The organism is Kitasatospora sp. NPDC051170 (assembly GCF_044455705.1).
Taxonomy (GTDB): domain Bacteria; phylum Actinomycetota; class Actinomycetes; order Streptomycetales; family Streptomycetaceae; genus Kitasatospora.
This window is the reverse complement of record NZ_JBITFA010000003.1, coordinates 82,630-106,159: the sequence shown is the minus strand read 5'-3', so window position 1 is coordinate 106,159 and position 23,530 is coordinate 82,630. Positions and strand designations below refer to the sequence as shown.

The following is a 23,530-nucleotide window of genomic DNA, read 5'->3' as shown; positions in this document are numbered from 1 at the left end:
ATCGTCGGGTACGGCAGGGTGGGTCCTTCCTACGGTGGAGATCAACAAGGGAAGGACGGGGCGTAGTGCTGGAGCACCTGAACCGGGCGATGGACCGGATCGAGGAGGACCTCGACCGCGAGATCGACGTGGCCGGGCTGGCGCGGATCGCGATGACGTCGGAGTACCACTTCCGGCGGCTGTTCTCGATGCTCGCCGGGATGCCGCTCTCGGAGTACGTCCGGCGCCGGCGGCTGACCGTCGCGGGAGCCGAAGTGCTCGACGGCCGGCGGACGTTGATCGACATCGCGGTGAGCTACGGCTACACCTCGGGCGAGGCGTTCGCCCGGGCGTTCCGGGCGATGCACGGGGTCGGCCCCGGCGAGGCCCGGCGCGAGGGTGCGGTGCTCACCTCACAGCCCCGGATGTCCTTCCGACTCGTCGTGGAGGGAAGCAGCAGCATGGATTACCGGATCGTCGAGAAGCCCGGGTTCCGGGTCGTCGGCCGGAAGGCGCGGGTGCCCGTGATCTACCAGGGGGTCAACCCGCACATCGCCGAGTTCATCAAGGGGCTCGGCAAGGAGACCGTCGAGCGGATCACGGCCCTGACGGGTTCGGACCCGGTCGGCATCGTCTCGGTGAGCGACGACTTCTCGCCCAACCGGGAGGAGGGGTCCGAACTCGACTACTGGCACGCGGTGGTGGCGCGCGAGGACGCCGTCGTCCCGGAGGACCTGGAGGTGCTGGCCGTCCCGGCGGGCACCTGGGCGGTGTTCACCAACAACGGGGCGTTCCCGCAGGCGCTTCAGGAGATGTGGGGGGACGTCGCCAGCCAGTGGTTCCCGTCGAACCCGTACGAGGCCCGGCCGGGCCCGGAGATCCTCCAGGTCCGGTTCGTGCCGGGTACGGCCGACGCCGAGGCCGAGCTCTGGATCCCGGTGGCCCGGGCGGTGCGTGGCTGACGGTCGACGGATAGCAGTCGACGGATAACAGCCGACGGCTGACGGATGACAGCTGGCGGACAACAGCTGACGGATGACGGCGAACGGATTTCAGAATCCGTCCGCCGTCATCCGTTCGCTGTCTTCTGTTCTCCGTTCTCCGTTCGTCGTCATCCGTCAGCCCACCCCCGTTCGGCCCACCAGCGCCCGTCGCAGCTCCCGCCCGCCCCGCATGCTGGGGCGGGGGAGAGCGAGGGCGCGCGGCGGCGCGGCCGCTACCCGAGGAGTGGGATCACCGATGGCCAAGGCGTTCGGTTTCGTCGACTACGGGGGCCCGGAGACCCAGGAGTTCCTGGACCGCCCCGAGCTCGCCCCGGGCCCCGGCCGGATCGCGATCACGGTGCGCGCGGCCGGGGTGAACCCGGTGGACTCGAAGGTCCGCCGGGGGCTGCTCGGCCGCGAGCGGCAACTGCCCGCCGTCATGGGGCAGGAGGCGTCCGGTGTGGTGCAGCGGGTCGGTCCCGGTGTGGACGGCTTCGCCCCGGGCGACGAGGTGTTCGGCGTGGTGGCCGCCGGGGCGTTCGCCGAACAGACCCTCCTGCGGGCCGAGTCGAGCGCCCGCAAGCCGTCCGCCGTGGGATTCGACCAGGCCGCCGTCCTGGCCGTCGCGGCCGCCACCGCCGACGACGCCCTGCGCGACCTCGGCCTCGCCGCCGGGCGCACCCTGCTGATCGTCGGAGCCTCCGGCGGCGTCGGCGGCGCGGCCGCCCAACTCGCCCGCCGCCAGGGCCTGACCGTCCTCGGCACCACCGGCGAGAAGGGCCGCCCGTACCTGGAGTCCCTCGGCGCGGTGCCCGTCCGCTACGGCGAGGGCGTCGCCGAGCGCCTCGCGGCCGCCGCCCCCGAGGGTGTCGACGCCGTCCTCGACCTGGTCGGCGGCGAGGCCCTGCGCGCCGTGGCCCCGGCCCTCACCGACCGCGCCAACCTGGTCAGCACCGCCGACCCGGTCACCGCCGCCGACCTCGGCGGCCGCTACATCACCCGCTCCACCACGTCCGCGACGCTGGCCGCCCTCGCCGCCCTCGTCGCCGCCGGTGAGCTGGACCCGCACATCGTCGCCCGCTACCCGCTCGCCCACGCCGCCGAGGCCGTCGCGCTGGTCGAGTCCGGCCACCCCCAGGGCAAGGTCGTCCTCGAAGTCTCCTGAAGGCACCGGACGAAGACATCGGAAGACACAGGATGGGCAGAACAGTGAAGCAGACCACCGTCACCACCAATGGCCCCTGCTGGGTCGAGCTCGGCACCTCCGACCCCGACGCCGCCAAGGCGTTCTACGGCGAACTGTTCGGCTGGCGCGCCGTCACCGACGTCCGCCCCGAGGCCGGCGGCTACACCCAGATGCACCTGGGCGAGGCCCCGGCCGCCGCCATCACCCCGATCTACGCCCCGCAGCAGCCCGTGGCCTGGACGGTCTCCTTCGCCGTCGCCGAGGCCGACGCCACCGCCGCGCGCATCGAGGGCGCCGGCGGCCGCCTGCTGATGGGGCCCGCCGACGTGTTCGACCTGGGCCGCTTCGCGGTGGCCGCCGACCCCTCGGGCGCCGTCTTCACCCTCTGGCAGGCCCGCGCCTTCCCCGGCGCCGGGGTGTTCGACGCGCCGGGCTCGCTCGGCTGGGTCGAACTGCTCACCCGCGACCGGGAGAGCGCCCTCGCCTTCTACCCGAAGGTGTTCGGCTGGTCGGTGGCCCCGTCCGAGCAGTACACCCAGTGGGGCCTGGCCGGCCAGGACTTCGGCGGGATGCTGGTCATGGGCGAGGACTTCCCGCCGCAGGTGCCGCCGCACTGGCTGCCGTACTTCAGCGTCGCCGACGTCGGCCTCACCGTCAGCCGGGCCACGGGCCTCGGCGCGGACGTCCTGATGCCCGCCACCGACGTGCCGGACGGTCCGCGCATCGCCGTGCTCCGCGACGGCCAGGGCGCCGCGTTCGGCGTCTACCGCGCGGGAACCGAAGGCTGACCGGCAGAACCCCGAGCAGCGCCCCGGCCGCCGGGGCGCGTGCGCCAGGCCGCCGCGCCCGCGCCCGCCGTGACCAGCAGCGCGCCCACCGGCACCACGTCGCCGATCCGGTCGTACCAGGTCAGCGTGCCGGGCGCCGTGAGCGGCAGCCGTACGGTCAGCGCCCCGGTGTCGCCGGTGCCGAGCCGGGCGAGTTCGCGCCCCTGCGCGTCGAAGGCGGCCGACACCCCGGTCAGCGACGCCTGGACGGCGGGTCGGCCCGTCTCGGCGGCCCGGATCGCCGCCAGGGAGACGTGCTGCTCGGGCGCCCAGGTGTGCTGGAAGGTCGAGGTCGAGGACTGGTACACCAGCACCCGGGCTCCGTCCCGCGCGGCGGTGCGCGACATGTCGGGGAAGGCGGACTCGAAGCAGACCAGCGCCGCCACCGGCAGCGGCCCGCCGGCCCGGTCGGTGACGGGCAGCAGGTGGAAGGCGGTGCCGGGCGCCCGGTTCTCGCCCGCCGCCCGGCTGACCCCGGAGATCCAGCCCAGCAGCGGCCGCAGCGGGATGTACTCGCCGAAGGGCACCAGCCGGATCTTGCGGTAGCGGTCCAGCACCCCGGCGGGGGAGACCAGCACCGCGTCCTTGGAGATCCGCCCGTCCGCCTTGCGGGCGTCCTCGCCGGCGATCAGCTGCGCGCCGGTGGCGGTGGTGAGTTCGCGCAGCCGGTCCAGCGAGGCCGCGTCCTGGTCGAGGTCGGCGGTGGTGCTGCTCTCGCCCCAGACGACCAGGTCAACGGGGTGCCCGGCCAGTGCGGCGGTGGCGCGGGCGCTCGCGTCGAAGCGCTCCTGCGGGTCCTCCACGATGCCCGGCTGGACCAGTGCCACCGTCATGGCCCCGCTGCGCACCGGCGCCTCCCGCAGGGCGAACAGCAGGGGGCCCGCCGCCAGCACGGCCACCACGCTCACCGCCGCGACGGCGCGGGGCGCGCGGTGCACGGCGGTCAGCAGCACCAGCACCCCGGTGTTGACGGCCGCTACCGCCGCGCTGACCAGCCAGATCCCGCCCGCCGAGGCCAGCGCCAGGACGGCGGGGTGCTGCCACTGGGTGGCGCCGAGCAGCGCCCACGGCCCGCCGAGGGCGTGCCAGGAGCGCGCGTACTCGGTGGTCACCCACACCGCCGGGACGACCAGCAGCGCCAGCAGCGCCCGACGGGTGGTCAGCGGCGGGCTCAGCAGCCGGTGCACCGCGTACCCGAGGCCGCCCTGGAGCGCGCCGAACAGCACGGCGATCACCGGCAGTCCGGGGCCGATGGACGGCAGCAGCCAGTACATCGCCGTCAGGATGAACCCGGCGCCGAACCACCATCCCCGTACGGCCGCCTCGCGCGCCCCCGGCGCCCGCTGCATCAGCAGCAGCCCGGGCACCAGCGCGACCCAGGCCAGCCACGCCTGCCCGGCCGCCGGGAACGCCAGCACCGGCACCGCCCCGCAGGCCAGCGCCCCCACCCGCCCCCGGTACCGGTGCCGGGGCCGGTGAGGAAGCGGCGGGCGCGGCGCCTGCCCTCGCGCGGGGGCCGTGCTCAGGGCTGGGCTGGAGGGAGCGGTGCGGCGCGACATGCCCCGTATTGTCCGCCCGCCCCGCCGTCCGTGCCAGACGGCGGCACGCCAGGTTGACGCGGACCGGTGGACCGGTAGACCGGCGGACCGGCGGACCGGCGGACCGGCCACCGACCGCCGCCGGCATGAGGGTCGACGAGCGGTGGCCGGTCCCGAGGGCCGTCAGCCCTCCTCGCCCTCCAGGTCCCCCTCGGTCTCCAGGAACGCGGCCTGGAGCTGCTCGATCAGCTCCGGGTCGGGCTGCTCCCACAGGCCACGGCTCGCGGCCTCGAGCAGCCGCTCGCTGATGCCGTGCAGGGCCCAGGGGTTGGCGCCGGCGAGGAACTCGCGGTTGACGGGGTCGAGGACGTACTCCTGGGTGAGCTTCTCGTACATCCAGTCGGCGACCACGCCCGTGGTGGCGTCGTAGCCGAACAGGTAGTCCACCGTCGCGGCCATCTCGAAGGCGCCCTTGTAGCCGTGGCGGCGCATCGCCTCGATCCAGCGCGGGTTGACGACCCGGGCGCGGAAGACGCGGGCGGCCTCCTCGGTCAGCGTCCGGGTGCGGACGGTCTCCGGGCGGGTGGAGTCGCCGATGTAGGCGGTGGGCGCCTTGCCCGTGAGGGCGCGGACGGTGGCCACCATGCCGCCGTGGTACTGGAAGTAGTCGTCCGAGTCGGCGATGTCGTGCTCGCGGGTGTCGGTGTTCTTCGCGGCGACGGTGATCCGCTTGTAGGCGGTCTCCATCTCCTCGCGCGCCGGGCGGCCGTCGAGCCCGCGCCCGTACGCGTAGCCGCCCCAGACGGTGTAGACCTCGGCGAGGTCGGCGTCGGTGCGCCAGTCGCGGCTGTCGATCAGCTGGAGCAGGCCCGCGCCGTAGGTGCCCGGGCGGGAGCCGAAGACGCGGACGGTGGCCTTGCGCTCGTCGCCGTGCACGGCGAGGTCGGCCTGCACGTGGGCGCGGACGTAGTTGTCCGATGCGGGCTCCTCCTGGGCGGCGGCCAGGCGCACCGCGTCGTCCAGCAGGGCGACGACGTGCGGGAAGGCGTCGCGGAAGAAGCCGGAGATGCGAAGCGTCACGTCGATGCGCGGGCGGCCCAGTTCCTCCAGCCCGATGGCCTCCAGGCCCGTGACCCGGCGCGAGGCGTCGTCCCAGACCGGGCGCACGCCCAGGAGGGCGAAGGCTTCGGCGATGTCGTCGCCGGCGGTGCGCATGGCGCTGGTGCCCCACAGCGAGAGCCCGACCGAGGGCGGGTAGGCGCCGTCGTTGTCGGCGGTGTAGCGCTCGACCAGGGAGGAGGCGAGGGCCTGGCCGGTCTCCCAGGCGAGCTTGCTGGGGACGGCCTTCGGGTCGACGGAGTAGAAGTTGCGGCCGGTCGGCAGCACGTTGACCAGGCCGCGCAGCGGGGAGCCGGAGGGCCCGGCGGGGACGAACCCGCCCTGGAGGGCGTGCAGGACGGCGTCCAGCTCGTCGGTGGTGGCGGCCAGGCGCGGCACCACCTGGGTGGCGGCGAAGGCCAGGACGTCGCGGACGGCCTCCGGGTGTCCGGCGGCGACCTTCTCGACGGCCTCGGGGCGCCAGTCCTCGGCCTCCATCGCCTCGACCAGGGCGCGGGCCTGGGCCTCGGCGGCGTCGGTGGCGCCCAGGGTGAGGGCCGCCTCGTCCAGGCCGAGCGCCTCGCGCAGGCCCGGCAGGGCGCTGACGCCGCCCCAGATCTGGCGGGCGCGCAGGATGGCGAGCACGATGTTGACCCGGTCGACGCCGGCGGGCGCCTGGCCGAGGACGTGCAGGCCGTCGCGGATCTGGGCGTCCTTGACCTCGCAGAGCCAGCCGTCGACGTGCAGCAGGAAGTCGTCGAAGCCGTCGTCCTCGGGGCGCTCGTCGAGGCCGAGGTCGTGGTCGAGCTTGGCGGCCTGGATGAGCGTCCAGATCTGGGCGCGGATGGCGGGCAGCTTGGCCGGGTCCATCGCGGCGATGTTGGAGTGCTCGTCGAGGAGCTGCTCCAGGCGCGCGATGTCGCCGTAGGAGTCGGCGCGGGCCATCGGCGGCACGAGGTGGTCGACGAGGGTGGCGTGGGCGCGGCGCTTGGCCTGGGTGCCCTCGCCCGGGTCGTTGACCAGGAAGGGGTAGATCAGCGGCAGGTCGCCGAGGACGGCGTCGGGGCCGCACTCGGCGGACAGCGCGGCGGTCTTGCCGGGCAGCCACTCCAGGTTGCCGTGCTTGCCGAGGTGGATGGCGGCGTGGGCGCCGAAGCCGCCGTCGGCCTGCGAAGCCTCGATCCAGCGGTAGGCGGCCAGGTAGTGGTGGCTCGGCGGGAGGTCGGGGTCGTGGTAGATCGCGACGGGGTTCTCGCCGAAGCCGCGCGGCGGCTGGATGAGGACGAGGAGGTTGCCGGAGCGGATCGCGGCGAGCACGATGTCGCCGTCGGGGTTCCGGGAGCGGTCGACGTACAGCTCGCCGGGGGCCGGGCCCCAGTGCTCCTCGACCCGCTCGCGCAGCGCCTGCGGGAGGGTGGCGTACCAGCGGCGGTAGTCGGCGGCGGGGATGCGCACCGGGTTGCGGGCGAGCTGGTCCTCGGTCAGCCAGTCCTGGTCGTAGCCGCCGGCGGCGATCAGGGCGTGGATGATCGCGTCGCCCTCGTGGCCGCCGTCCTCGTCGTGGCCTCCTCCTTCCGTCTCGCTCCGCGAGAACCCGGGGACGCCGTCGCCGAGGTCCATGCCCTCCTCGCGCAGCCGCTCCAGCAGGCGCACCGCGCTGGCCGGGGTGTCCAGGCCGACGGCGTTGCCGACGCGGGCGTGCTTGGTCGGGTACGCGGACAGGACTAGCGCCAGGCGCCGCTCGGCGGCCGGGATGTGGCGCAGCCGGGCGTGGCTGACGGCGGTTCCGGCGACGCGGGCGGCGCGCTCCGGGTCGGCGGCGTAGACGGTGAGGCCGTCCTCGTCGAGCTCCTTGAAGGAGAACGGGACGGAGATCAGGCGGCCGTCGAACTCCGGCACGGCGATCTGGGTGGCGGTGTCCAGCGGGGAGAGGCCGTCGTCGCTGGCCTCCCACTGGGCGCGCGACCAGGTCAGGCAGAGCGCCTGGAGGATCGGCCGGTCGAGGGCGGCGAGCGCGCCCGCGTCCCACGCCTCCTCGTCGCCGCCGGCCTGGGCGTCGGCCGGGCGGGTGCCGCCGGCGGCGAGGACGGTGGTGACGATCGCGTCGGCCTCGCCGAGCGCGGCCAGCAGCTCGGGCTCGGCGCCGCGCAGCGAGGCGCAGTAGTACGCCCTGGCCCGCGCGCCCTTGTCCTCGATCGCGCGGCAGAGCGTCTCCACGAAGGCGGTGTTGCCGCTCATGTGGTGGGCGCGGTAGTAGAGCACCGCGACGGTCGGGCCTTCGGCCGTACGGGCTTCGCGCTCCAGCGGCCCCCACGCGGGCGCGGAGGCGGGCGGGGCGAAGCCGTGGCCGGTGAGCAGCACGGTGTCGGAGAGGAAGGCGCCGAGCTCGGCCAGGTTGGCGGCGCCGCCGTGGGCGAGGTAGGCGTGCGCCTCGGCGGCGATGCCGGCCGGGACGGTGGACAGCTCCATCAGCTGGGCGTCGGGGGCCTGTTCGCCGGTCAGCACCACCACCGGGCGGGGGCCGGCGAGCAGCGCGTCCAGGCCCTCCTGCCAGGCGCGGCGACCGCCGAGGAGGCGGACCACGACCAGCTCGACGCCCTCGAGCAGCGCGGGCAGCTCCTCGGGCGAGAGCCGGGCGGGGTTGCCGAGGCGGTAGGGGACCGGGCCGTCCGAGGCGCGGGCGCTCAGCAGGTCGGTGTCGGACGTCGACAGCAGCAGGATCATAGGAAGGCCCTCCCGGCCTCGTCGGTGGCCAGGATGGCCGCGGTGATGGCCGGGGTGGCCGAAGTCTGGGCCTGGGCGGCCGTGGTGACGGCCCTGGTAACGGTCGTGGTGACGGTCATGGCGGCGGTCGTGGTGACGGCACGGTGGACCGCGGTGACGGCCCGGGGTGCCGGACGGGCGCCCGGGGACGCGGGCGCGCGCAGGCGACGGCGCTGGTGCATAGCTGCCTTCCTCGGGGTCCGCGCCCCGGGCCGGTGGAGGACGGCAGGAGTTCCTGGCTCCCGCGGCCACCGGTCGTCCGGTGCGCCGCGGTCACAGTGGCGGGACCGCACCGGGCTCACACCGGTTTCCTCCCCTGCGCCGTCGCTGGCGTGGACGGTCCGCCGGGACCGTCCGCCCAGCATCGTACGGGGTACGGCTGACCTGCGGGAGAGCCCGCCGGAGCGCGACGGGGGCGGACCGGGGAGCACGGGCGGGATGTGACGCGACGGACGGAGGCAACCGATCGGATCATCTGTATGCTCGCCGCCATGCCACCGACACCCGACCCCACCTCGCCGGGCGCCCCGGTGCCCGGGCGGGCGGTGTCCGACCGGGCCCGAGCGGACGTCTGCCCCGGCGCGCTGCGCCTGCACGCCGCCGACGACGGCGCCCTCGCGCGCATCCGGCTGCCCGGAGGCGAACTGACGGACCGTCAGGCACTCGCCCTCGCCGAGGCTTCCGAAGCCCTCGGCGACGGCTCCCTGGAGACCACCTCGCGCGGCAACGTCCAACTGCGCGGCCTGGGTTCGCACTGTGCGGGCGAACTCGCCGAGCGGCTGCGGGCGGTGGGGCTGCTGCCCTCCGACACCCACGAGCGGGTGCGCAACATCGTCGCCTCACCGCTGGCCGGGCTCCCCGGCACCGCCGGGCCCGGCGTACGGGACTGGACGCGGGAACTGGACGCGCGGCTGTGCGCGAGCGACTGGGCGGCCGGGCTCTCCGGCAAGTTCCTGTTCGCCCTGGACGACGGGCGGGGCGACGTCGCGGCGCTCGACGCCGATGTGACATTGATCGCAGGCTCGCCGGGCGGGAGCGCCGGGGGAGCGGGGGGAGCCGGCGATGCCGGGAGCTCTCGGGGTACCGGGAGCGCCTCCCCACTGCTGCGCCTCGGACGCGCCGCGTACGGCCACCCCGTGGAGCCCGGCCGGGAGGTGACGGCCGTCCTCGACGCTGCCCGCGCCTTCCTCGACGCGCTGCGCACCACCGGCCGCCGGGCCTGGCACCTGCGCGAGGTGCCCGACCTGCTGCCCGCCGGCGCCGTGGCGCTGCCCGAGTTCGCCGGTGAGGCGCCCGCCCTCGGCGCGCTGCCCGGCGCGCTCTCGGTGGGCCTGCGCTTCGGCCGGGCGAGCGCCGCGCAGTGGCGGGCGCTGGTCGCCGCCTCGGCGGGCGAGCTGCGGCTGACGCCCTGGCGCGGCGTGGTGCTGCCGGGGGCCGACGCCTCCGGGCTCGCGCAGCTGGCGGAGGCCGGCTTCCGTACGGAGGCGGGCTCGGCCTGGGAGCGGGCCAGCGCCTGCACCGGGCTGCCGGGCTGCGCCAAGTCGCTGGCCGACGTCCGGGCGGACGCGGCCTCGGCGCTGGACGCCGCGCCCGGTGCCGTGGGTACAGGGGCGGCCGCGGGACTTCCCGTGCACTGGTCCGGCTGTGAGCGGCGCTGCGGACACCCGGCCGGACGGTGGGTGGACGTGCTCGCCACGGGGCAGGGCTACCGGGTGACGGTGAACGGGCCGGCGGGCGCCTCCGGGGCGGCCGTCGACGTGAGGAACGAGCAGACGGCCGAGGCGGTCGCCACGGCCAGGAGGACCACCAAGTGATCGAGTACGAGAAGGACGGCGCGTCCATCTACCGCCAGTCCTTTGCCACCATCCGCGCGGAGGCCGACCTGGCCGCCCTCCCGGCGGACGTCTCCCAGGTCGCGGTGCGGATGATCCACGCCTGCGGGATGGTCGACCTGGTCGAGGACCTGGTGTACTCGCCCGGCGTGGTCGCCTCCGCGCGCGCCGCCCTGAACGCCGGTGCGCCGATCCTGTGCGACGTCAACATGGTCGCCAGCGGCGTGACCCGCAAGCGGCTGCCCGCCGACAACGAGGTGATCTGCACCCTCACCGACCCCTCCGTGCCCGAGCTCGCGCGGCAGATGGGCAACACCCGCAGCGCCGCCGCCATGGAGCTGTGGCTGCCCCGGCTGGAAGGCGCCGTGGTGGCCGTCGGCAACGCGCCGACCTCGCTGTTCCGGCTGCTGGAGATGATCGAGGCGGGCGCACCGCGACCGGCCGCGGTGATCGGCGTCCCGGTCGGTTTCATCGGCGCCGCCGAGTCCAAGCAGGCCCTGGCCGAGCACCCCGCGGGCCTGGAGCACCTGGTGGTGCGCGGCCGACGCGGCGGCAGCGCGATGGCCGCCGCCGCCATCAACGCGATTGCGAGCGAGGCAGAGTGACGGACAGTCTGAACGCCGACCGCCAGAACGCCGACCGCCAGAGCGCCGACCGCCGGGATGCGGGCACCGGACGGCTGTACGGGGTCGGGCTCGGCCCGGGCGACCCCTCGCTGGTGACCGTCCGCGCGGCCGAACTCATCGGCAAGGCCCACGTGGTGGCGTACCACAGCGCCCGGCACGGCCGCTCCATCGCGCGCTCCATCGCGGAGCGGTACCTGACGGGTGGTCAGATCGAGGAGAAGCTGGTCTACCCGCTCACCGTCGAGACCACCGACCACCCCGGCGGCTACCGGGGCGCGCTCGACGAGTTCTACGAGGAGGCGTCCGCCCGGCTGGCCGCCCATCTGGACGCCGGACGCGACGTCGTCGTCCTCGCCGAGGGGGACCCGCTCTTCTACGGCTCTTACCAGCACATGCACAAGCGCCTCGCACACCGCTACCCGACCGAGGTCGTGCCCGGCGTGACCTCGGTGAGCGCGGCGGCGGCCCGGCTGGGGCAGCCGCTGACCGAAGCCGAGGAGACGCTGACCGTCATCCCGGGCACGCTGCCCGAGGAGGAGCTGACCGCGCGGATCGCCGCCGCGGACTCGGCCGTGATCATGAAGCTGGGCCGCACCTTCCCGGCCGTGCGCCGCGCGCTGGAGCGCGCCGGGCGACTGGAGGACGCGCAGTACGTGGAGCGCGCCTTCATGGAGGGCGAGCGGATCGCCCCGCTGGCCGAGGTCGAGGGCGAGAGCGTCCCGTACTTCTCGGTGGCGGTACTGCCGAGCAAGGTCGCGCCGCTGGAGCCGGTCGTACGGCCGGCGGCCGGCATGGGCAGCGTGACCGTGGTCGGCACCGGCCCGGCCGGGCCGCTCTGGCTCACCGCCGAGGCGCGCGGCGCGCTGTCCGAGGCCACCGACCTGGTCGGCTACACCACCTACCTGGACCGGGTGCCCGAGCGCCCCGGGCAGCGGCGGCACGGCTCGGACAACAAGGTGGAGTCGGAGCGCGCCGAGTACGCCCTCGACCTCGCCCGGCGCGGGCACCGCGTCGCGGTGGTCTCCTCGGGCGACCCGGGGGTGTTCGCGATGGCGACCGCCGTCCTCGAGGTCGCCTGCGAGCCCGACTACCGGGACGTGCCGGTGCGCATCGTCCCCGGGATGACCGCCGCCCACGCGGCCGCCTCCCGGGCCGGCGCCCCGCTCGGCCACGACTACGCGGTGGTGTCGCTGTCGGACCGGCTCAAGCCCTGGGACGTGGTGGCCAAGCGGCTGCGCGCCGCCGCCGAGGCGGACCTGGTGCTGGCCCTGTACAACCCGGGCTCCAAGTCCCGCACCACCCAGGTCGGCCTGACCCGGGACCTGCTGCTGGAGTACCGCTCGCCCGAGACCCCGGTCGTCATGGCCCGCGACGTCGGCGGCCCGACCGAGCGCGTCCGCATCGTCCGGCTCGGCGAGCTGGACCCGGCGCTGGTCGACATGCGCACGATCCTGCTGATCGGCTCCTCGCAGACCCGGGCGGTCGAGCGGGGCGGCGGCGTGGAGGTCGTCTGGACGCCCCGGCGGTACCCGGAGGACTGACGGCGGACGGGGTTCGGCGAACGGCTGACGGGTGACAGCCGACATCGAACAGCCGATCTCGAACAGCTGACAGCTGACAGCTGACAACGAACAGCGAACAGCGAACGGATGACGGCGAACAGATGGTGACATCTGTTCGCCGTCATCCGTCATCCGCCGTCCGTCACCGCGTCGGCTTGGCGATCAGCAGCTCGGTGTTGTGGTCCTGGCCCGAGCCCAGCAGCGCCGCCGGCCGCCCGTTCGGGTCGTTGTACGACAGCTCGCGGTACAGCGCCGCCAGGTTCGCGTCCGAGGTGCTGGTGAAGTCCGTCCCGTACGGGGCGGAGGACTCGATCAGCGTGGTGAACAGCGAGAGCGTCCCGTCCCCGTTGTCCGCGACCTCGATGATGCGGCCGTGCTGCGGGTAGTCTATGTGCGAGGCGGTGTTGATCTCCCAGAACGCCCGCTCCGGCACCGCGTGCCCGTGCGGAGTGATCTTGTTCATGTGGGTGTGCCCGTTCACCCAGCCGACCACGTTCGGGTAGCGCTGCAGCAGCGCCACCAGCTCGTTGCCGTCGTGCCGCTTCTCGAAGATGTTGCGCGGGTCCGGCAGCAGGTTGCCCATGCTGGTGCTGGTGTGGTGGCTGAAGACCAGCACCACGTCGTCCGTGCTCCCGCCCGTCACCCGGCGTCCGCCGCCGTCGTACCAGTGCCCGCTGTGCGCCTGCAACTGCTGCTCCAGCCAGCGCAGTTGGGCGGTGCCGAGCGAACCGTCCGCGAACCCGGCCTGGTTGGTGGTGTCCAGGCTGATGCCGACGACCTTCTCCGAGATGCGGAAGGTGTAGTAGAGCTTGCCGCTGCCCACCATGTCCGAGGTGAACCCGTGCCCGTACGGCCCGGCGCCGGTGACCGCCGGGTTGAGGTGGGCCTTGGCGAACTCCTTGAGGGTGAACGGCTTGCGGCGCGCGTCGGGGGTGACCTCGCGCACCGCCTCGCCGTCCACGAGCAGCTTGGCGAGCAGCAGCACCGCGCCCGCCGGGTCCCGCCGCAGGGAGTCCATCAGCTGCGCCGCCGTCGCGTCGTCGCAGCCCTCCAGCTTGTAGCGGCCGGTGTAGAGGTCGTTCAGCAGCCCGAAGTCCGGCAGCGAGCCCTCGATGCTGTCGTCGTGGTTGCCGACGGTGGTGTACCAGGGGGTGCGCAGGCCCGGGGCGTCGAAGGGCCGCCCGGCGGCGGAGAGGAAGCCGGGCACCTGCGGGAAGCCCGCCGCCTTGTAGACGTCGGAGTAGGAGAGTTCGGGGTTCCAGAAGCCGGCGTTGCCGGAGTTCTGCACGCCCTCGTAGCGGCTGGTGTCGCCGGTGTTCTGGGCCAGGCGCCCGCCGCCCATGAGCGTGAGGTACCAGTCGAGTTCGGCCAGCTCGTGGTTGTCGGTGTTGTCGCCGGTGGCCATCACCATGCTGAACGGCAGGCCCGTGTAGGGGCCGCCGGCCAGCGAGTTGACCCGCTCGACGAGCGAGGAGACGCCGCGCGCGTTGAGCGCCTCCTGCGGCCGGTAGGCGCTGCCGTTGAACTTGGCCAGGTACTCGAAGCGCACCGGGGACTCGGTGTCCACCAGGTGCAGGTCGCTGAACTGGACGAAGCTGGCGAGCCCGGTGCGGCGGTCGTCGCGTCCGTCGGCCGGCGCGGCGAGGTCCCCGCGGACCATCAGCGGCCAGCCCGGTCCGGCCGTCAGCCGCTTGTAGCCGCCGGTGCCGACGGGCGTGGCCACCTGCTCCAGCGTCGTGCCGGTCACCGAGACCGCCCGCGCGGCCGTGGCCGCCAGTGCCTTCTCCCGCACCGCCGCCGAGGCGAGCTGCGCGCCGCCCAGCGACAGGGCCGACCAGGCCGCGGCCACCGAGGTGCCGGTGAGGAACGTGCGCCGCTTCATCCCTGCCATGCGAAAACCCCCACAAACCGAAGGCCCGGCCGGGTGTCCCCGCCGCCGGACCATGTGATGAACCCGTATGAACCCATGAGTAACGGAGCGATAGATTACTGGCTGGTAGCCCGTACGGGGAGCCCCGTGCGGCGAACAGTTCGAGAACGGGCGGAAGCGCCCGGTCCCCTTCGCCTCCCTTCGGCCCCCCCTTCGGCCCCTCCTCTCCCCTCCTCTTCGCCTCCCCGGTCGACGCCCACCGGGACGGATGGGGGAAAATCGGCGGGTGCGGCCGCGGTGGCCGCGGCGCGGCAGGGTTCGGAGGCGAGGCACAGGTGGCCCCAGCGGGAGCAGCAGCGGGAGGCCGGGCCGGCCAGCTGAAGAGCAGCGGCCTGCGGCCGGGCTGGACGACGGGCGCCTGCGCCACCGCCGCCACCAAGGCCGCCTACACCGCCCTGCTCACCGGCGACTTCCCCGACCCGGTGACCATCACCCTCCCCAAGGGTCAGCAGCCCGCCTTCGCGCTCGCCGCCGAGCGGCTGGCCGTCGTCGAGGGGGAGGCCACGGCCATGGCCGGGGTGGTCAAGGACGCCGGTGACGACCCCGACGTGACCCACGGTGCGCTGATCCGCTCGACCGTCCGGGCCGGCGAGCCCGGTACGGGCGTGGTGTTCCGGGCGGGCTCCGGCGTGGGCACGGTCACCAAGGCGGGCCTGCCGCTGCCGGTCGGCGAGCCCGCGATCAACCCGGTGCCCCGGCAGATGATCCGCGACGCCGTCGCCGAGGTGGCGGCCGCGCACGGGGGCGCCGGGGACGTGGTGGTGGAGATCTCCGTGGACCACGGCGAGGAGATCGCCCGCTCGACCTGGAACCCCCGCCTCGGCATCCTCGGGGGCCTGTCCATCCTCGGCACCACCGGCATCGTCGTCCCCTACTCCTGCTCCGCCTGGATCGACTCGATCCGCCGCGGGGTGGACGTGGCCCGCGCCGCGGGCCGTACGCACGTGGCGGGCTGCACCGGTTCGACCTCGGAGAAGGTCGCGGTCGCGGTGCACGGTCTGCCCGAGGACGCGCTGCTCGACATGGGCGACTTCGCCGGCGCCGTCCTCAAGTACCTCAAGCGCCACCCCGTGCCCCGGCTGACCATCGCGGGCGGCTTCGCCAAGCTCTCCAAGCTCGCCGCCGGCCACCTCGACCTGCACTCGGCGCGCTCCCAGGTGGACAAGGGGTACCTGGCGGACCTGGCCAGGCGCGGCGGCGCGGACGAGGAGCTGGCGCGGGCGGTGGCGGAGGCCAACACGGGCCTGGAGGCGGTGCAGTTGTGCCGGGCGGCCGGGGTGCCGCTGGGGGACCTGGTCGCGGAGGCGGCCCGGGCGACGGCGCTGGGCGTGCTGGTCGGCTCGCCGGTGGCGGTGGACGTGATCTGCATCGACCGCGCGGGCACGATCGTGGGCCGCGCGGAACCGCTGGGGCCCTGAACGGCGTCGTCCCGAGCGCCCCCTCGGATGCCCCGCTGGTACAGCAGAAGCTCAGTAATATCGCGCGGTGATGTGAAGATCTGACGGTCATACGAGGGGAGAATCGGACAAAAGTAGCGCCACGCCCGCCCTTGATTCTGTCGTCATCTCAACCATGAGATATGGTCTGCCGAGTGACAGGCGACTATCTCAACCGTATCGGCACCCTCATCCGTACCGCGCGCCAGCACCGCGGCTGGTCCCAGGCGCAGCTCGGAGAGGCCCTCGGAACCAGCCAGAGCGCGGTCAACCGCATCGAACAGGGCAAGCAGAACGTCAGCCTTGAGATGATCGCCCGCATCGGCGAAGCCCTCAACAGCGAGATCGTCTCCCTCGGCTACTCCGGCCCGATGCACCTGCGCGTCACCGGCGGCACCCGGCTCTCCGGCGCCATCGACGTCCGTAGCAGCAAGAACGCCTGCGTCGCGATCCTGTGCGCCTCGCTGCTCACCACCGGCCGCACCACGATCCGCAGCGTCGCCCGGATCGAGGAGGTCTACCGCATCCTCGAAGTCCTCACCAGCATCGGCGTCAAGAGCCGCTGGATCAACGAGGGCCGCGACCTCGAACTCACCCCGCCGGCCGAGCTCGACCTCGCCGCCATGGACGTCGAGGCCGCCCGCCGCACCCGCAGCGTGCTGATGTTCCTCGGCCCGCTGATGCACCGCGCCGAGCGCTTCGCCATCCCGTACGCCGGCGGCTGCGACCTCGGCACCCGCACCGTGCAGCCGCACCTGACGGCGTTGCAGCGCTTCGGCCTCGAGGTCGCCACCACCGGCGGCGCCTACCACGCCTCCGTCCAGCCCGGCGCCCCGATGGACCGGCCCATCGTGCTGACCGAGCGCGGGGACACCGTCACCGAGAACGCCCTGCTCGCCGCCGCCCGCCACGACGGCGTCAGCGTCATCCGCAACGCCTCGCCCAACTACATGGTCCAGGACCTGTGCTTCTTCCTGGAGAAGCTCGGCGTGCGGATCGAGGGCATCGGCACCACCACCCTCACCGTCCACGGCGTCCCGCAGATCACCTGCGACGTCGACTACACCCCGGCCGAGGACCCGGTGGAGGCGATGAGCCTGCTGGCCGCCGCCGTCGTCACCTCCTCCGAGCTGACGATCCGCCGGGTGCCGATCGAGTTCCTGGAGATCGAACTCGCGGTGCTGGAGGGCATGGGCCTCGACTACGACCGCACCCCCGAGTACCCGGCCCACAACGGCCACACCCGCCTCGTCGACCTCACCGTGCGGCCCTCCAAGCTGACCGCGCCGGTCGACACCATCCACCCGATGCCCTTCCCCGGCATCAACATCGACAACGTGCCGTTCTTCGCCGCCATCGCCGCGGCCGCGCACGGCACCACGATGATCCACGACTGGGTCTACGACAACCGCGCCATCTACCTCACCGAACTCACCCGGCTCGGCGCGGACGTCAAGCTCCTCGACCCCCACCGCGTCCTCGTCCAGGGCCCCACCCGCTGGCGCGCCGCCGAGATGATCTGCCCGCCCGCCCTGCGCCCGGCCGTCGTCATCCTCCTCGCCATGCTCGCCGCCCAGGGCACCTCCGTACTCCGCAACGTCTACGTCATCAACCGCGGCTACGAGGACCTCGCCGAGCGCCTCAACTCCATCGGCGCCCAGATCGAGACCTTCCGCGACATCTGATCAGCCGTCAGCACCCTCTCCGGCCTCACCCATTGAGGCCGGAGAGGCCGGAGAGCAGCTCCGCCACCTCCAGCCCGGTGTTCAGGTACTCCACGAACACCGGGTTGTTCAGTGCCCAGGGCGAGCGCCGCTCCCGCACCAGCCGTACCGCCTCCCCGGCGTCGCTGCCGAGCGCCATCAGCGCCTGTGCGGCCACCAGCCCCGAGCGGTTGTAGCCCGAGTGGCAGCGCACCAGCGTCCGCCGTCCGTCCCGCAGGGCCTGCGCCGTCAGCTCCGCCGCCTCGGCCACGGCCCGCAGTTGGCCGGGCGAGAGCACGTCGTCCGGCACCTCGCGCACCACGTGTTCCACGCCGGGGGCCGGGCCGTGTCCGGGCAGGGTGAACAGGCTCACCACCAGGTCGAACTCCCGGCCCACGACGACGGGTTCCAGCTCGCCGCCGGGTGGGGTGCAGTAGTGCCCGCCCATCCACAGGCCTGGCGTGATCGGGCTCCAGGGCTCGGTGGGGCCGCCGGTGTCCCGTTCCTTCTGGCGCGTGCGCATGGTGGGGTGCTCCTCCTCGGCGAGGTGTCTCGGGAGGTCCAACGGCGGCGTGGCGTCGGGGAGTTCCGGGATCAGGTCAGGGGTGGCGGGTTGGGGTTGGTGTGGGCGATCCAGCCGGGCCGGGGGGCCTGGGAGCGGCGGATGGTGTCGGGGGCGGGCCGGGGTGGTTCGTGTGGAGGGTGAGGGCGGGGTGGTTCGTCAGGGTGTCGGGGGCGGGGTCGACCGGGAGGGGGGCGGGGTCGACGTGGCCGCCCGCGCAGCCGGCGAACGCGCCTGTGTCGGGGTCCCTCAGGACGGCGAGGTGGGGGTCGGCGTGCTGGGTCCACCAGGTGGACAGGCCCAGGGCCGGGTCGGCGCTCAGGTACTCGAACGACCGCCACAGCGTCGCCAGCCGGGCGACCGCGTCGGCGTGCCGCCACCACTGGCGGCACCAGGTCCCCCGCCGCCCGCCGTGGTGCTCGGGCAGCACCCCGGCGAGGTACTCGCGGACGAAGGAGTCGAGGCTCGTGAACAGCGGGGGCCGTGCGGCCCCCTCCGGTTCGGGCTCCGGCCGGCCGTCGAGGTCGCGCCGCGTGGACTCGTCGTTGCTCATGTGCCACCCCTGTCCACGCGTTCCCCGGGCCGAACGGCTCTGCCGCGTACGTGACTTCGCGCGTGCAGGCGTCATCCCCGGGCGGGCGCGGCCGAAAACTACCCGAGGCGCTCCAGCCAGCGCAGAGCGCCCTCGACGTCGGGGGTGACGGGCACGCCCTCCGGGAGCGGGGGGCGTTCCACGAGGACGACGGGCAGGGCGAGTTCGCGGGCGGCGGTCAGTTTGGGGGCGGTGGCGGCGCCGCCGCTGTCCTTGGTGACGAGGACGTCGACGCGGTGGGTGCGCAGCAGCGCGCGTTCGTCGTCGAGGGTGAACGGGCCCCGGTCCAGGAGGACTTCGAGCGAGGGCGGCATCGGCGGCTCGGGCGGGTCGACCGAGCGGGCGAGGAAGTGCAGGTCGTGGAGGTGGGCGAAGGCGGCGATGCCCTGGCGGCCGGTGGTGAGGAGGACGCGGCGGCCGAGGCCGGGCAGCAGGCCGGCCGCCTCGGCGAGGGAGGCGGCGCGGTGCCAGCGGTCCCCGGGAGCGGGGGTGAAGCCGGGGCGACGCAGCACTAGCAGGGGGACGCCGGTGGCGGCGGCCGCGAGGGAGGCGTTGCGGGAGATCCCGGCGGCGAAGGGGTGGGTGGCGTCCACGACGGCGTCGACCCGTTCGGCGCGCAGCCAGTCCGCCAGGCCCTCGGGGCCGCCGAAGCCGCCGATCCTCACCTCCCCGGCGGGTAGCCGGGGCCGGGCGACGCGCCCGGCGAGGGAGCTGGTGACCCGGTGCCCGGAGGGGACGAGCGCGGCGGCCAGCGCCCGTCCCTCCGTCGTCCCGCCGAGGACCAGGATGTGCCGGGTCATGCGCCGCAGGGCTCGTGCGGGCGCTCGCGGTCCGTCGAGTAGAGGTGGCTGTCGCGGAACTGTTCGGCGGCCAGGGTGCGGCCGACGATGATGACGGCGGTGCGCACCACGCCCGCCTCCTTGACCTGCCCGGCGATGTCGGCGAGCGTGCCGCGCAGCACCAGCTCGTCGGGGCGGCTGGCCATCGCGACCACGGCGGCGGGGCAGTCGGCGCCGTAGAGGGGGAGGAGCTGCTCGACCACGTCGTCCATGTAGCCGGCGGCCAGGTGCAGCACCAGCAGGGCGCCGCTGCGGCCGAGGGTGGCGAGGTCCTCGCCCTCGGGCATGGGGGTGGCGCGCTTGGCGATCCGGGTGAGGATGACGGTCTGGCCGACGGTCGGCACGGTCAGCTCCCGCTTGAGCGCGGCCGCGGCCGCGGCGAAGGCGGGCACGCCGGGGACCACCTCGTAGGGGACGCCGGCCGCGTCGAGTCGGCGCATCTGCTCGGCGACGGCGGAGAAGACGGACGGGTCGCCCGAGTGGAGCCGGGCGACGTCCTGGCCGGCGCGGTGCGCGGCGACGAGCTCGGCGGTGATCTGGTCGAGGTTGAGCTGCGCGGTGTCGATCAGGCGGGCGCCGGGCGGGCACTCGTCGAGCAGCTCGCGCGGCACCAGGCTGCCCGCGTACAGGCAGACCTCGGCGCGGGCCAGGATGCGCTGGCCGCGCAGGGTGATCAGGTCGGCGGCGCCCGGGCCGGCTCCGATGAAGTGGACGGTCACGAGGCGTTCTCCTGAGGGGTGTCGGACGGGGCGTCGACGGGCGCGCCGGCCGGGGTTTCGGGCTTGACGACGGACCACTGGGTGACGGGCATCGCCTGGCGCCACCCGGTGAAGCCGCCGACCGGGACGGCGTGGGCGACGGCGAGCCTGACGAGGTCCCCGCCGTGGCGGCGGTACCACTCGGCGAGCAGCGCCTCGGATTCCAGCGTCACGGTGTTGGCGACCAGCCGCCCGCCGGGGCGCAGCGCCGACCAGCAACTCGCCAGCAGGCCGGGCGCGGTGAGGCCCCCGCCGATGAACACGGCGTCGGGGGCGGGGAGTCCGGCGAGCGCGGCGGGGGCGCGGCCGGAGACCACGCGCAGGCGGGGGACGCCCAGGGCGGCGGCGTTGCGGCTGATCCGCTCGGCGCGGGCGGGGTCGCGCTCGACGCTGACGGCCCGGCAGTCGCGGTGGGCGCGCAGCCACTCGACGGCGATCGAGCCGGAGCCGCCGCCGACGTCCCACAGCAGTTCGCCGGGGGAGGGGGCGAGGACGGCGAGGGTGGCGGCGCGCACGTGGCGCTTGGTGAGCTGGCCGTCGCTCTCGTACGCGGCGTCGGGCAGGCCCGGCACGAGGGAGTTGTGCGGGCCCTCGCCGAGCTGGACGGCGATGAGGTTCAGCGGGTCGCCGGGGGTGTGCGGCCAGTCGTCGGCGCGGCCGAGGAGGTGGCGCTCGGAGGCGTGGCCGAGCTTCTCCAGCACGGTCAGGCGGGCGGCGCCGTGGCCGCGTTCGGTGAGCAGCGCGGCGACGGCGGCCGGGGTGGTGGCGTCGGCGCTGAGCACGAGCAGGCGGCGGCCGGGGTGCAGGGCCAGGGCGAGGCCGTCCAGGGGGCGGCCGACCAGGCTGACGACCTCGGTGGACTCCACCGGCCAGCCGAGGCGGGCGCAGGCGTAGGAGACGGAGGAGGGGTGTGGCAGGAAGCGCAGCCGGTCGGGGGCGTCGACGAGTTCGGTGAGGGTGCGGCCGATGCCGTAGAACATGGGGTCGCCGCTGGCCAGGACGGCGATCCGGCGGCCCGCGTGCTCGGCGAGCAGACCCGGGACGGCGGGGCGCAGGGGGGAGGGCCAGGCGATGCGCTCGGCCTCGACCTCGGCTTCGGGGAGGAGGTCCAGCTGCCGGGTGGCGCCGAGGACCACCTCGGCCTCGAGCAGGGCGTCGCGGGAGGCGGGGGCCAGACCGGGCCAGCCGTCCGCCCCGATCCCGACGACGGTGATCGGGGGTGGCTGCTCGGGCACCGGGGGGCTCCTCGTCGTTCGGTCCTGTGTTCCCGCATTCCTGCTGGTCGGGGCAGCCTACCTGGCGGACGGAATTCAGCGAACGACAGGTGAAAGCTGTTCGCTGACATCTGTCGGCTGTGATCTGTCGGTTGTCATCCGTCAGCTGTCAGCTGTCAGCCGTCATCCGTCGGGTGTCAGCCGTTCGCCGCCGACCAGTCCCCCGAGACGATCAGCGCCGGCCGCTCGCGCAGCCGCGCCGCGGCCACCGGCCCGGCGAGGTACACCCACGCCTCCCGCGTCCCGTCCGCTCCGCTCCCGACCCGGACCGCGAGCCGCCGCCGCACGTACAGGCCCGTGTCGTCCTCGCGGCAGTCCTCCAGCCGGTCCAGCGAGGCGAGCGCCTCCGCGTACGCGCCGGGCCGGACGGTGATCAGCTCGCCGAGCACCCGGCGTCCGGGCGTCGGGTCCGGCACCGCGTACGGGTACCCGGGGCCCTCGTGCAGCGCGGCGCCGTCCAGTACCGCCGGCCGGACGTCCGCGCAGCGCCCGGCGAGGTGGGCGGCGTGGTTGTGCCCGCCGCTGCGCAGGGTGCCGTAGACGAAGAACGGCAGAGCGTCACCGGAGACGGGCGCGGAATCGGACACGGGTGCGGACCTCCAGAGCGGGGCCGCCCACGGTACGCCCCGCACCCGTCCGGCGGTACCGGCGGTGTCGGCGGTACCTGCTGCCCGTCACGACTCCGCGGCCGCGCGCTCGTACGTGAGCACCACGTTCCCGCGCTCGAAGATCCGGCTGTCCGTGAGCGTGAAGGCCCGCGGCTGGAACCCCGCGCGGAACAGGGGGACACCCGCCCCGGCCACCACCGGGTACTGCTTGACGATCAGCTCGTCGATCTCGGGCAGCAGTTGCCCCGCGAGGTCGGCGCCGCCGCAGAGCCAGATCCCGAGCCCGCCTTCCTCCCGCTTGAGCCGGCGTACGAGCGCCGCCGGGTCCTCCGAGGTGATCTCCACCTCCGGGTCCAGCGCCGGGTCGAGGGTGCGCGAGAGCACGATCTGCCGCAGGTGCCCGTACGGGCTGGTGAGGCCGACGGCCAGTCCGGGTTCGTAGGTGCCGCGCCCCATCAGGACGGTGTCGAAGCGCTTGTTGGGCGCCTCGGCGATGCCGACCGCGGCGCGGGCGGGGGTCGGCAGGGTCTCCGGGTACTCGCCGAACAGCGTGGGGGCGTAGTCCTCGGTGACGAAGGGGTTGAAGAAGTCGAAGCCGCCGTCCGGGTCCGCGATGAAGCCGTCGATGGTGGCGCCGATGAGGTAGGTCAGCTTGCGCATACAGGTCCTTGGGGTCGGGGACGCGAATCGGTCGGCCGGGCGGGGCGTTTCGGCCCGCCGCGCCAACCACTCCAGGTAGAGTACTCCATCCGTAGTGGTTGTCCAGCCGCAAGGAACCCGGGGCCGGGAAGAGCCCCCGAATCCGTGGAAGAGAGAATCGGCCCATGGTCCAGAACCCCGCCCGCCGCACCGCCCTCGCCGACGCCGCCATCGAGGTCCTCGCCCGCGAGGGCGCCCGCGGCCTCACCTTCCGCGCGGTCGACGTGCAGGCGGGCGTGCCCAACGGCACCGCCTCCAACTACTTCACCAACCGCGACCACCTGCTCAACCAGACCGCCCGGCACATCCACCACCGGCTCACCCCGGACCCGGTGATGATCGCCGAGCTGCTGCTGGCCCCCCACGACCGCGAGCTGGTCAAGGCCCTGGTGCGCGACATCTTCCGCCGCATCTCCGAGGACCGCGCCGGCTACGTCGCCCTGCTGGAGCTGCGCCTGGAGGCCACCCGCCGCCCCGAACTGCGCGCCCGCCTCACCGAGGCCGTCCGGGAGGAGCTGGACGCCAACGTCTCCTACCACCTCGGCCAGGGCCTGCCGGGGGACCGCGAGACCGTCGTCGTGCTCTACCTCGCGATGACCGGCCTGATCCTCGAACACCTCACCCTCCCCGAGGTGCTCGGGACGGACGGCCTCACGGCGCTGATCGACGCTCTCGTCGAGCGGATCGTCCCGGCCGCCTGACCGGCCCGCACGCAACGGCCCGCACGCAACGGCC

At 74.4% G+C, this 23,530-nt stretch carries 20 protein-coding genes and 1 riboswitch; of the genes, 9 read left to right on the top strand and 11 right to left on the bottom strand.

The annotated features are described in order from the left end of the window. Positions 1-65: 65 nt before the first annotated feature. The 3 genes from ACIBCA_RS07540 (at position 66) to ACIBCA_RS07530 (ending at position 2,936) form a co-directional block, all read left to right on the top strand. Entirely contained in the window at positions 66-941 is an 876-nt protein-coding gene (locus ACIBCA_RS07540; protein WP_396281902.1) for a GyrI-like domain-containing protein, read from the top strand. A 277-nt stretch (positions 942-1,218) separates the two neighbouring features. Then, a complete protein-coding gene (locus ACIBCA_RS07535; protein ID WP_396281901.1) occupies positions 1,219-2,127 on the top strand; it encodes an NADP-dependent oxidoreductase in 909 nt (302 codons plus the stop codon). Positions 2,128-2,159: 32 nt separating this feature from the next. Continuing rightward, entirely contained in the window at positions 2,160-2,936 is a 777-nt protein-coding gene (locus tag ACIBCA_RS07530) for a VOC family protein (protein ID WP_396281900.1), read from the top strand. Here ACIBCA_RS07530 and lnt read toward each other — a convergent pair. From lnt to ACIBCA_RS07515, 3 genes are all read right to left on the bottom strand, one after another. Then, a complete protein-coding gene (lnt, locus tag ACIBCA_RS07525; RefSeq protein WP_396281899.1) occupies positions 2,912-4,423 on the bottom strand; it encodes an apolipoprotein N-acyltransferase in 1,512 nt (503 codons plus the stop codon). The two genes, ACIBCA_RS07530 and lnt, sit on opposite strands and share 25 nt — an antisense overlap. 273 nt (positions 4,424-4,696) lie before the next feature. Next, positions 4,697-8,335 carry a cobaltochelatase subunit CobN gene (gene cobN, locus ACIBCA_RS07520; protein WP_396281898.1) on the bottom strand — a complete coding sequence of 1,213 codons (3,639 nt, stop codon included), beginning with the start codon at positions 8,333-8,335 and terminating at the stop codon, positions 4,697-4,699. After that, positions 8,332-8,556, bottom strand: a complete 225-nt coding sequence (locus tag ACIBCA_RS07515) for a hypothetical protein (protein WP_396281897.1) — start codon at positions 8,554-8,556, stop codon at positions 8,332-8,334. Before ACIBCA_RS07515 ends, cobN begins: the two co-directional genes overlap by 4 nt. A 47-nt stretch (positions 8,557-8,603) precedes the next feature. Further along, positions 8,604-8,688, bottom strand: a riboswitch (cobalamin riboswitch). A gap of 177 nt (positions 8,689-8,865) precedes the next feature. Here ACIBCA_RS07515 and ACIBCA_RS07510 point away from each other — a divergent pair. The 3 genes from ACIBCA_RS07510 to ACIBCA_RS07500 are packed head-to-tail and all read left to right on the top strand — an operon-like array spanning position 8,866 to position 12,373. Continuing rightward, positions 8,866-10,188, top strand: coding sequence for a hypothetical protein (locus tag ACIBCA_RS07510; RefSeq protein WP_396281896.1), 1,323 nt, complete (start codon positions 8,866-8,868; stop codon positions 10,186-10,188). After that, positions 10,185-10,811, top strand: a complete 627-nt coding sequence (locus ACIBCA_RS07505; RefSeq protein ID WP_396281895.1) for a precorrin-8X methylmutase — start codon at positions 10,185-10,187, stop codon at positions 10,809-10,811. The genes ACIBCA_RS07510 and ACIBCA_RS07505 overlap by 4 nt, the downstream gene beginning before the upstream one ends. Positions 10,812-10,819: 8 nt before the next feature. Next, positions 10,820-12,373, top strand: a complete 1,554-nt coding sequence (locus ACIBCA_RS07500; protein ID WP_396282386.1) for a precorrin-2 C(20)-methyltransferase — start codon at positions 10,820-10,822, stop codon at positions 12,371-12,373. Positions 12,374-12,536: 163 nt separating this feature from the next. Here ACIBCA_RS07500 and ACIBCA_RS07495 read toward each other — a convergent pair whose 3' ends face one another. Then, on the bottom strand, positions 12,537-14,285 hold the full coding sequence (locus tag ACIBCA_RS07495) for a TIGR03767 family metallophosphoesterase (RefSeq protein ID WP_396281894.1): 1,749 nt from the start codon (positions 14,283-14,285) through the stop codon (positions 12,537-12,539). A gap of 314 nt (positions 14,286-14,599) precedes the next feature. On the opposite strand from ACIBCA_RS07495, the gene ACIBCA_RS07490 reads away from it, so the two are divergent. Further along, on the top strand, positions 14,600-15,742 hold the full coding sequence (locus tag ACIBCA_RS07490; protein ID WP_396281893.1) for a cobalt-precorrin-5B (C(1))-methyltransferase: 1,143 nt from the start codon (positions 14,600-14,602) through the stop codon (positions 15,740-15,742). Positions 15,743-15,915: 173 nt separating this feature from the next. After that, positions 15,916-17,445, top strand: coding sequence for a UDP-N-acetylglucosamine 1-carboxyvinyltransferase (locus ACIBCA_RS07485; protein WP_396281892.1), 1,530 nt, complete (start codon positions 15,916-15,918; stop codon positions 17,443-17,445). Positions 17,446-17,470: 25 nt separating this feature from the next. On the opposite strand, the gene ACIBCA_RS07480 is transcribed toward ACIBCA_RS07485, so the two are convergent. The 7 genes from ACIBCA_RS07480 to ACIBCA_RS07450 form a co-directional block, all read right to left on the bottom strand. Beyond that, positions 17,471-17,986 (bottom strand): protein phosphatase, encoded by a 516-nt coding sequence (locus ACIBCA_RS07480; protein ID WP_396281891.1) that lies wholly within the window; start codon positions 17,984-17,986, stop codon positions 17,471-17,473. Between the two features lie 76 nt (positions 17,987-18,062). Next, positions 18,063-18,578, bottom strand: a complete 516-nt coding sequence (locus ACIBCA_RS07475) for a DUF4913 domain-containing protein (RefSeq protein WP_396281890.1) — start codon at positions 18,576-18,578, stop codon at positions 18,063-18,065. A 98-nt stretch (positions 18,579-18,676) separates the two neighbouring features. Further along, positions 18,677-19,417, bottom strand: coding sequence for a cobalt-precorrin-6A reductase (locus tag ACIBCA_RS07470; protein ID WP_396281889.1), 741 nt, complete (start codon positions 19,415-19,417; stop codon positions 18,677-18,679). Then, positions 19,414-20,175 carry a precorrin-4 C(11)-methyltransferase gene (gene cobM, locus ACIBCA_RS07465; protein WP_396281888.1) on the bottom strand — a complete coding sequence of 254 codons (762 nt, stop codon included), beginning with the start codon at positions 20,173-20,175 and terminating at the stop codon, positions 19,414-19,416. The genes ACIBCA_RS07470 and cobM overlap by 4 nt, the downstream gene beginning before the upstream one ends. Next, a complete protein-coding gene (gene cbiE / locus ACIBCA_RS07460; protein ID WP_396281887.1) occupies positions 20,172-21,449 on the bottom strand; it encodes a precorrin-6y C5,15-methyltransferase (decarboxylating) subunit CbiE in 1,278 nt (425 codons plus the stop codon). The genes cobM and cbiE overlap by 4 nt, the downstream gene beginning before the upstream one ends. A gap of 176 nt (positions 21,450-21,625) precedes the next feature. Further along, complete coding sequence (locus ACIBCA_RS07455) at positions 21,626-22,075, bottom strand: gamma-glutamylcyclotransferase family protein (protein ID WP_396281886.1); 450 nt, start codon at positions 22,073-22,075, stop codon at positions 21,626-21,628. Between the two features lie 87 nt (positions 22,076-22,162). Then, positions 22,163-22,756, bottom strand: a complete 594-nt coding sequence (locus ACIBCA_RS07450) for a dihydrofolate reductase family protein (protein ID WP_396281885.1) — start codon at positions 22,754-22,756, stop codon at positions 22,163-22,165. Positions 22,757-22,920: 164 nt separating this feature from the next. Here ACIBCA_RS07450 and ACIBCA_RS07445 point away from each other — a divergent pair, with 164 nt between their 5' ends. Next, positions 22,921-23,496 carry a TetR/AcrR family transcriptional regulator gene (locus tag ACIBCA_RS07445; protein WP_396281884.1) on the top strand — a complete coding sequence of 192 codons (576 nt, stop codon included), beginning with the start codon at positions 22,921-22,923 and terminating at the stop codon, positions 23,494-23,496. The last annotated feature ends 34 nt before the right edge of the window (positions 23,497-23,530 follow it).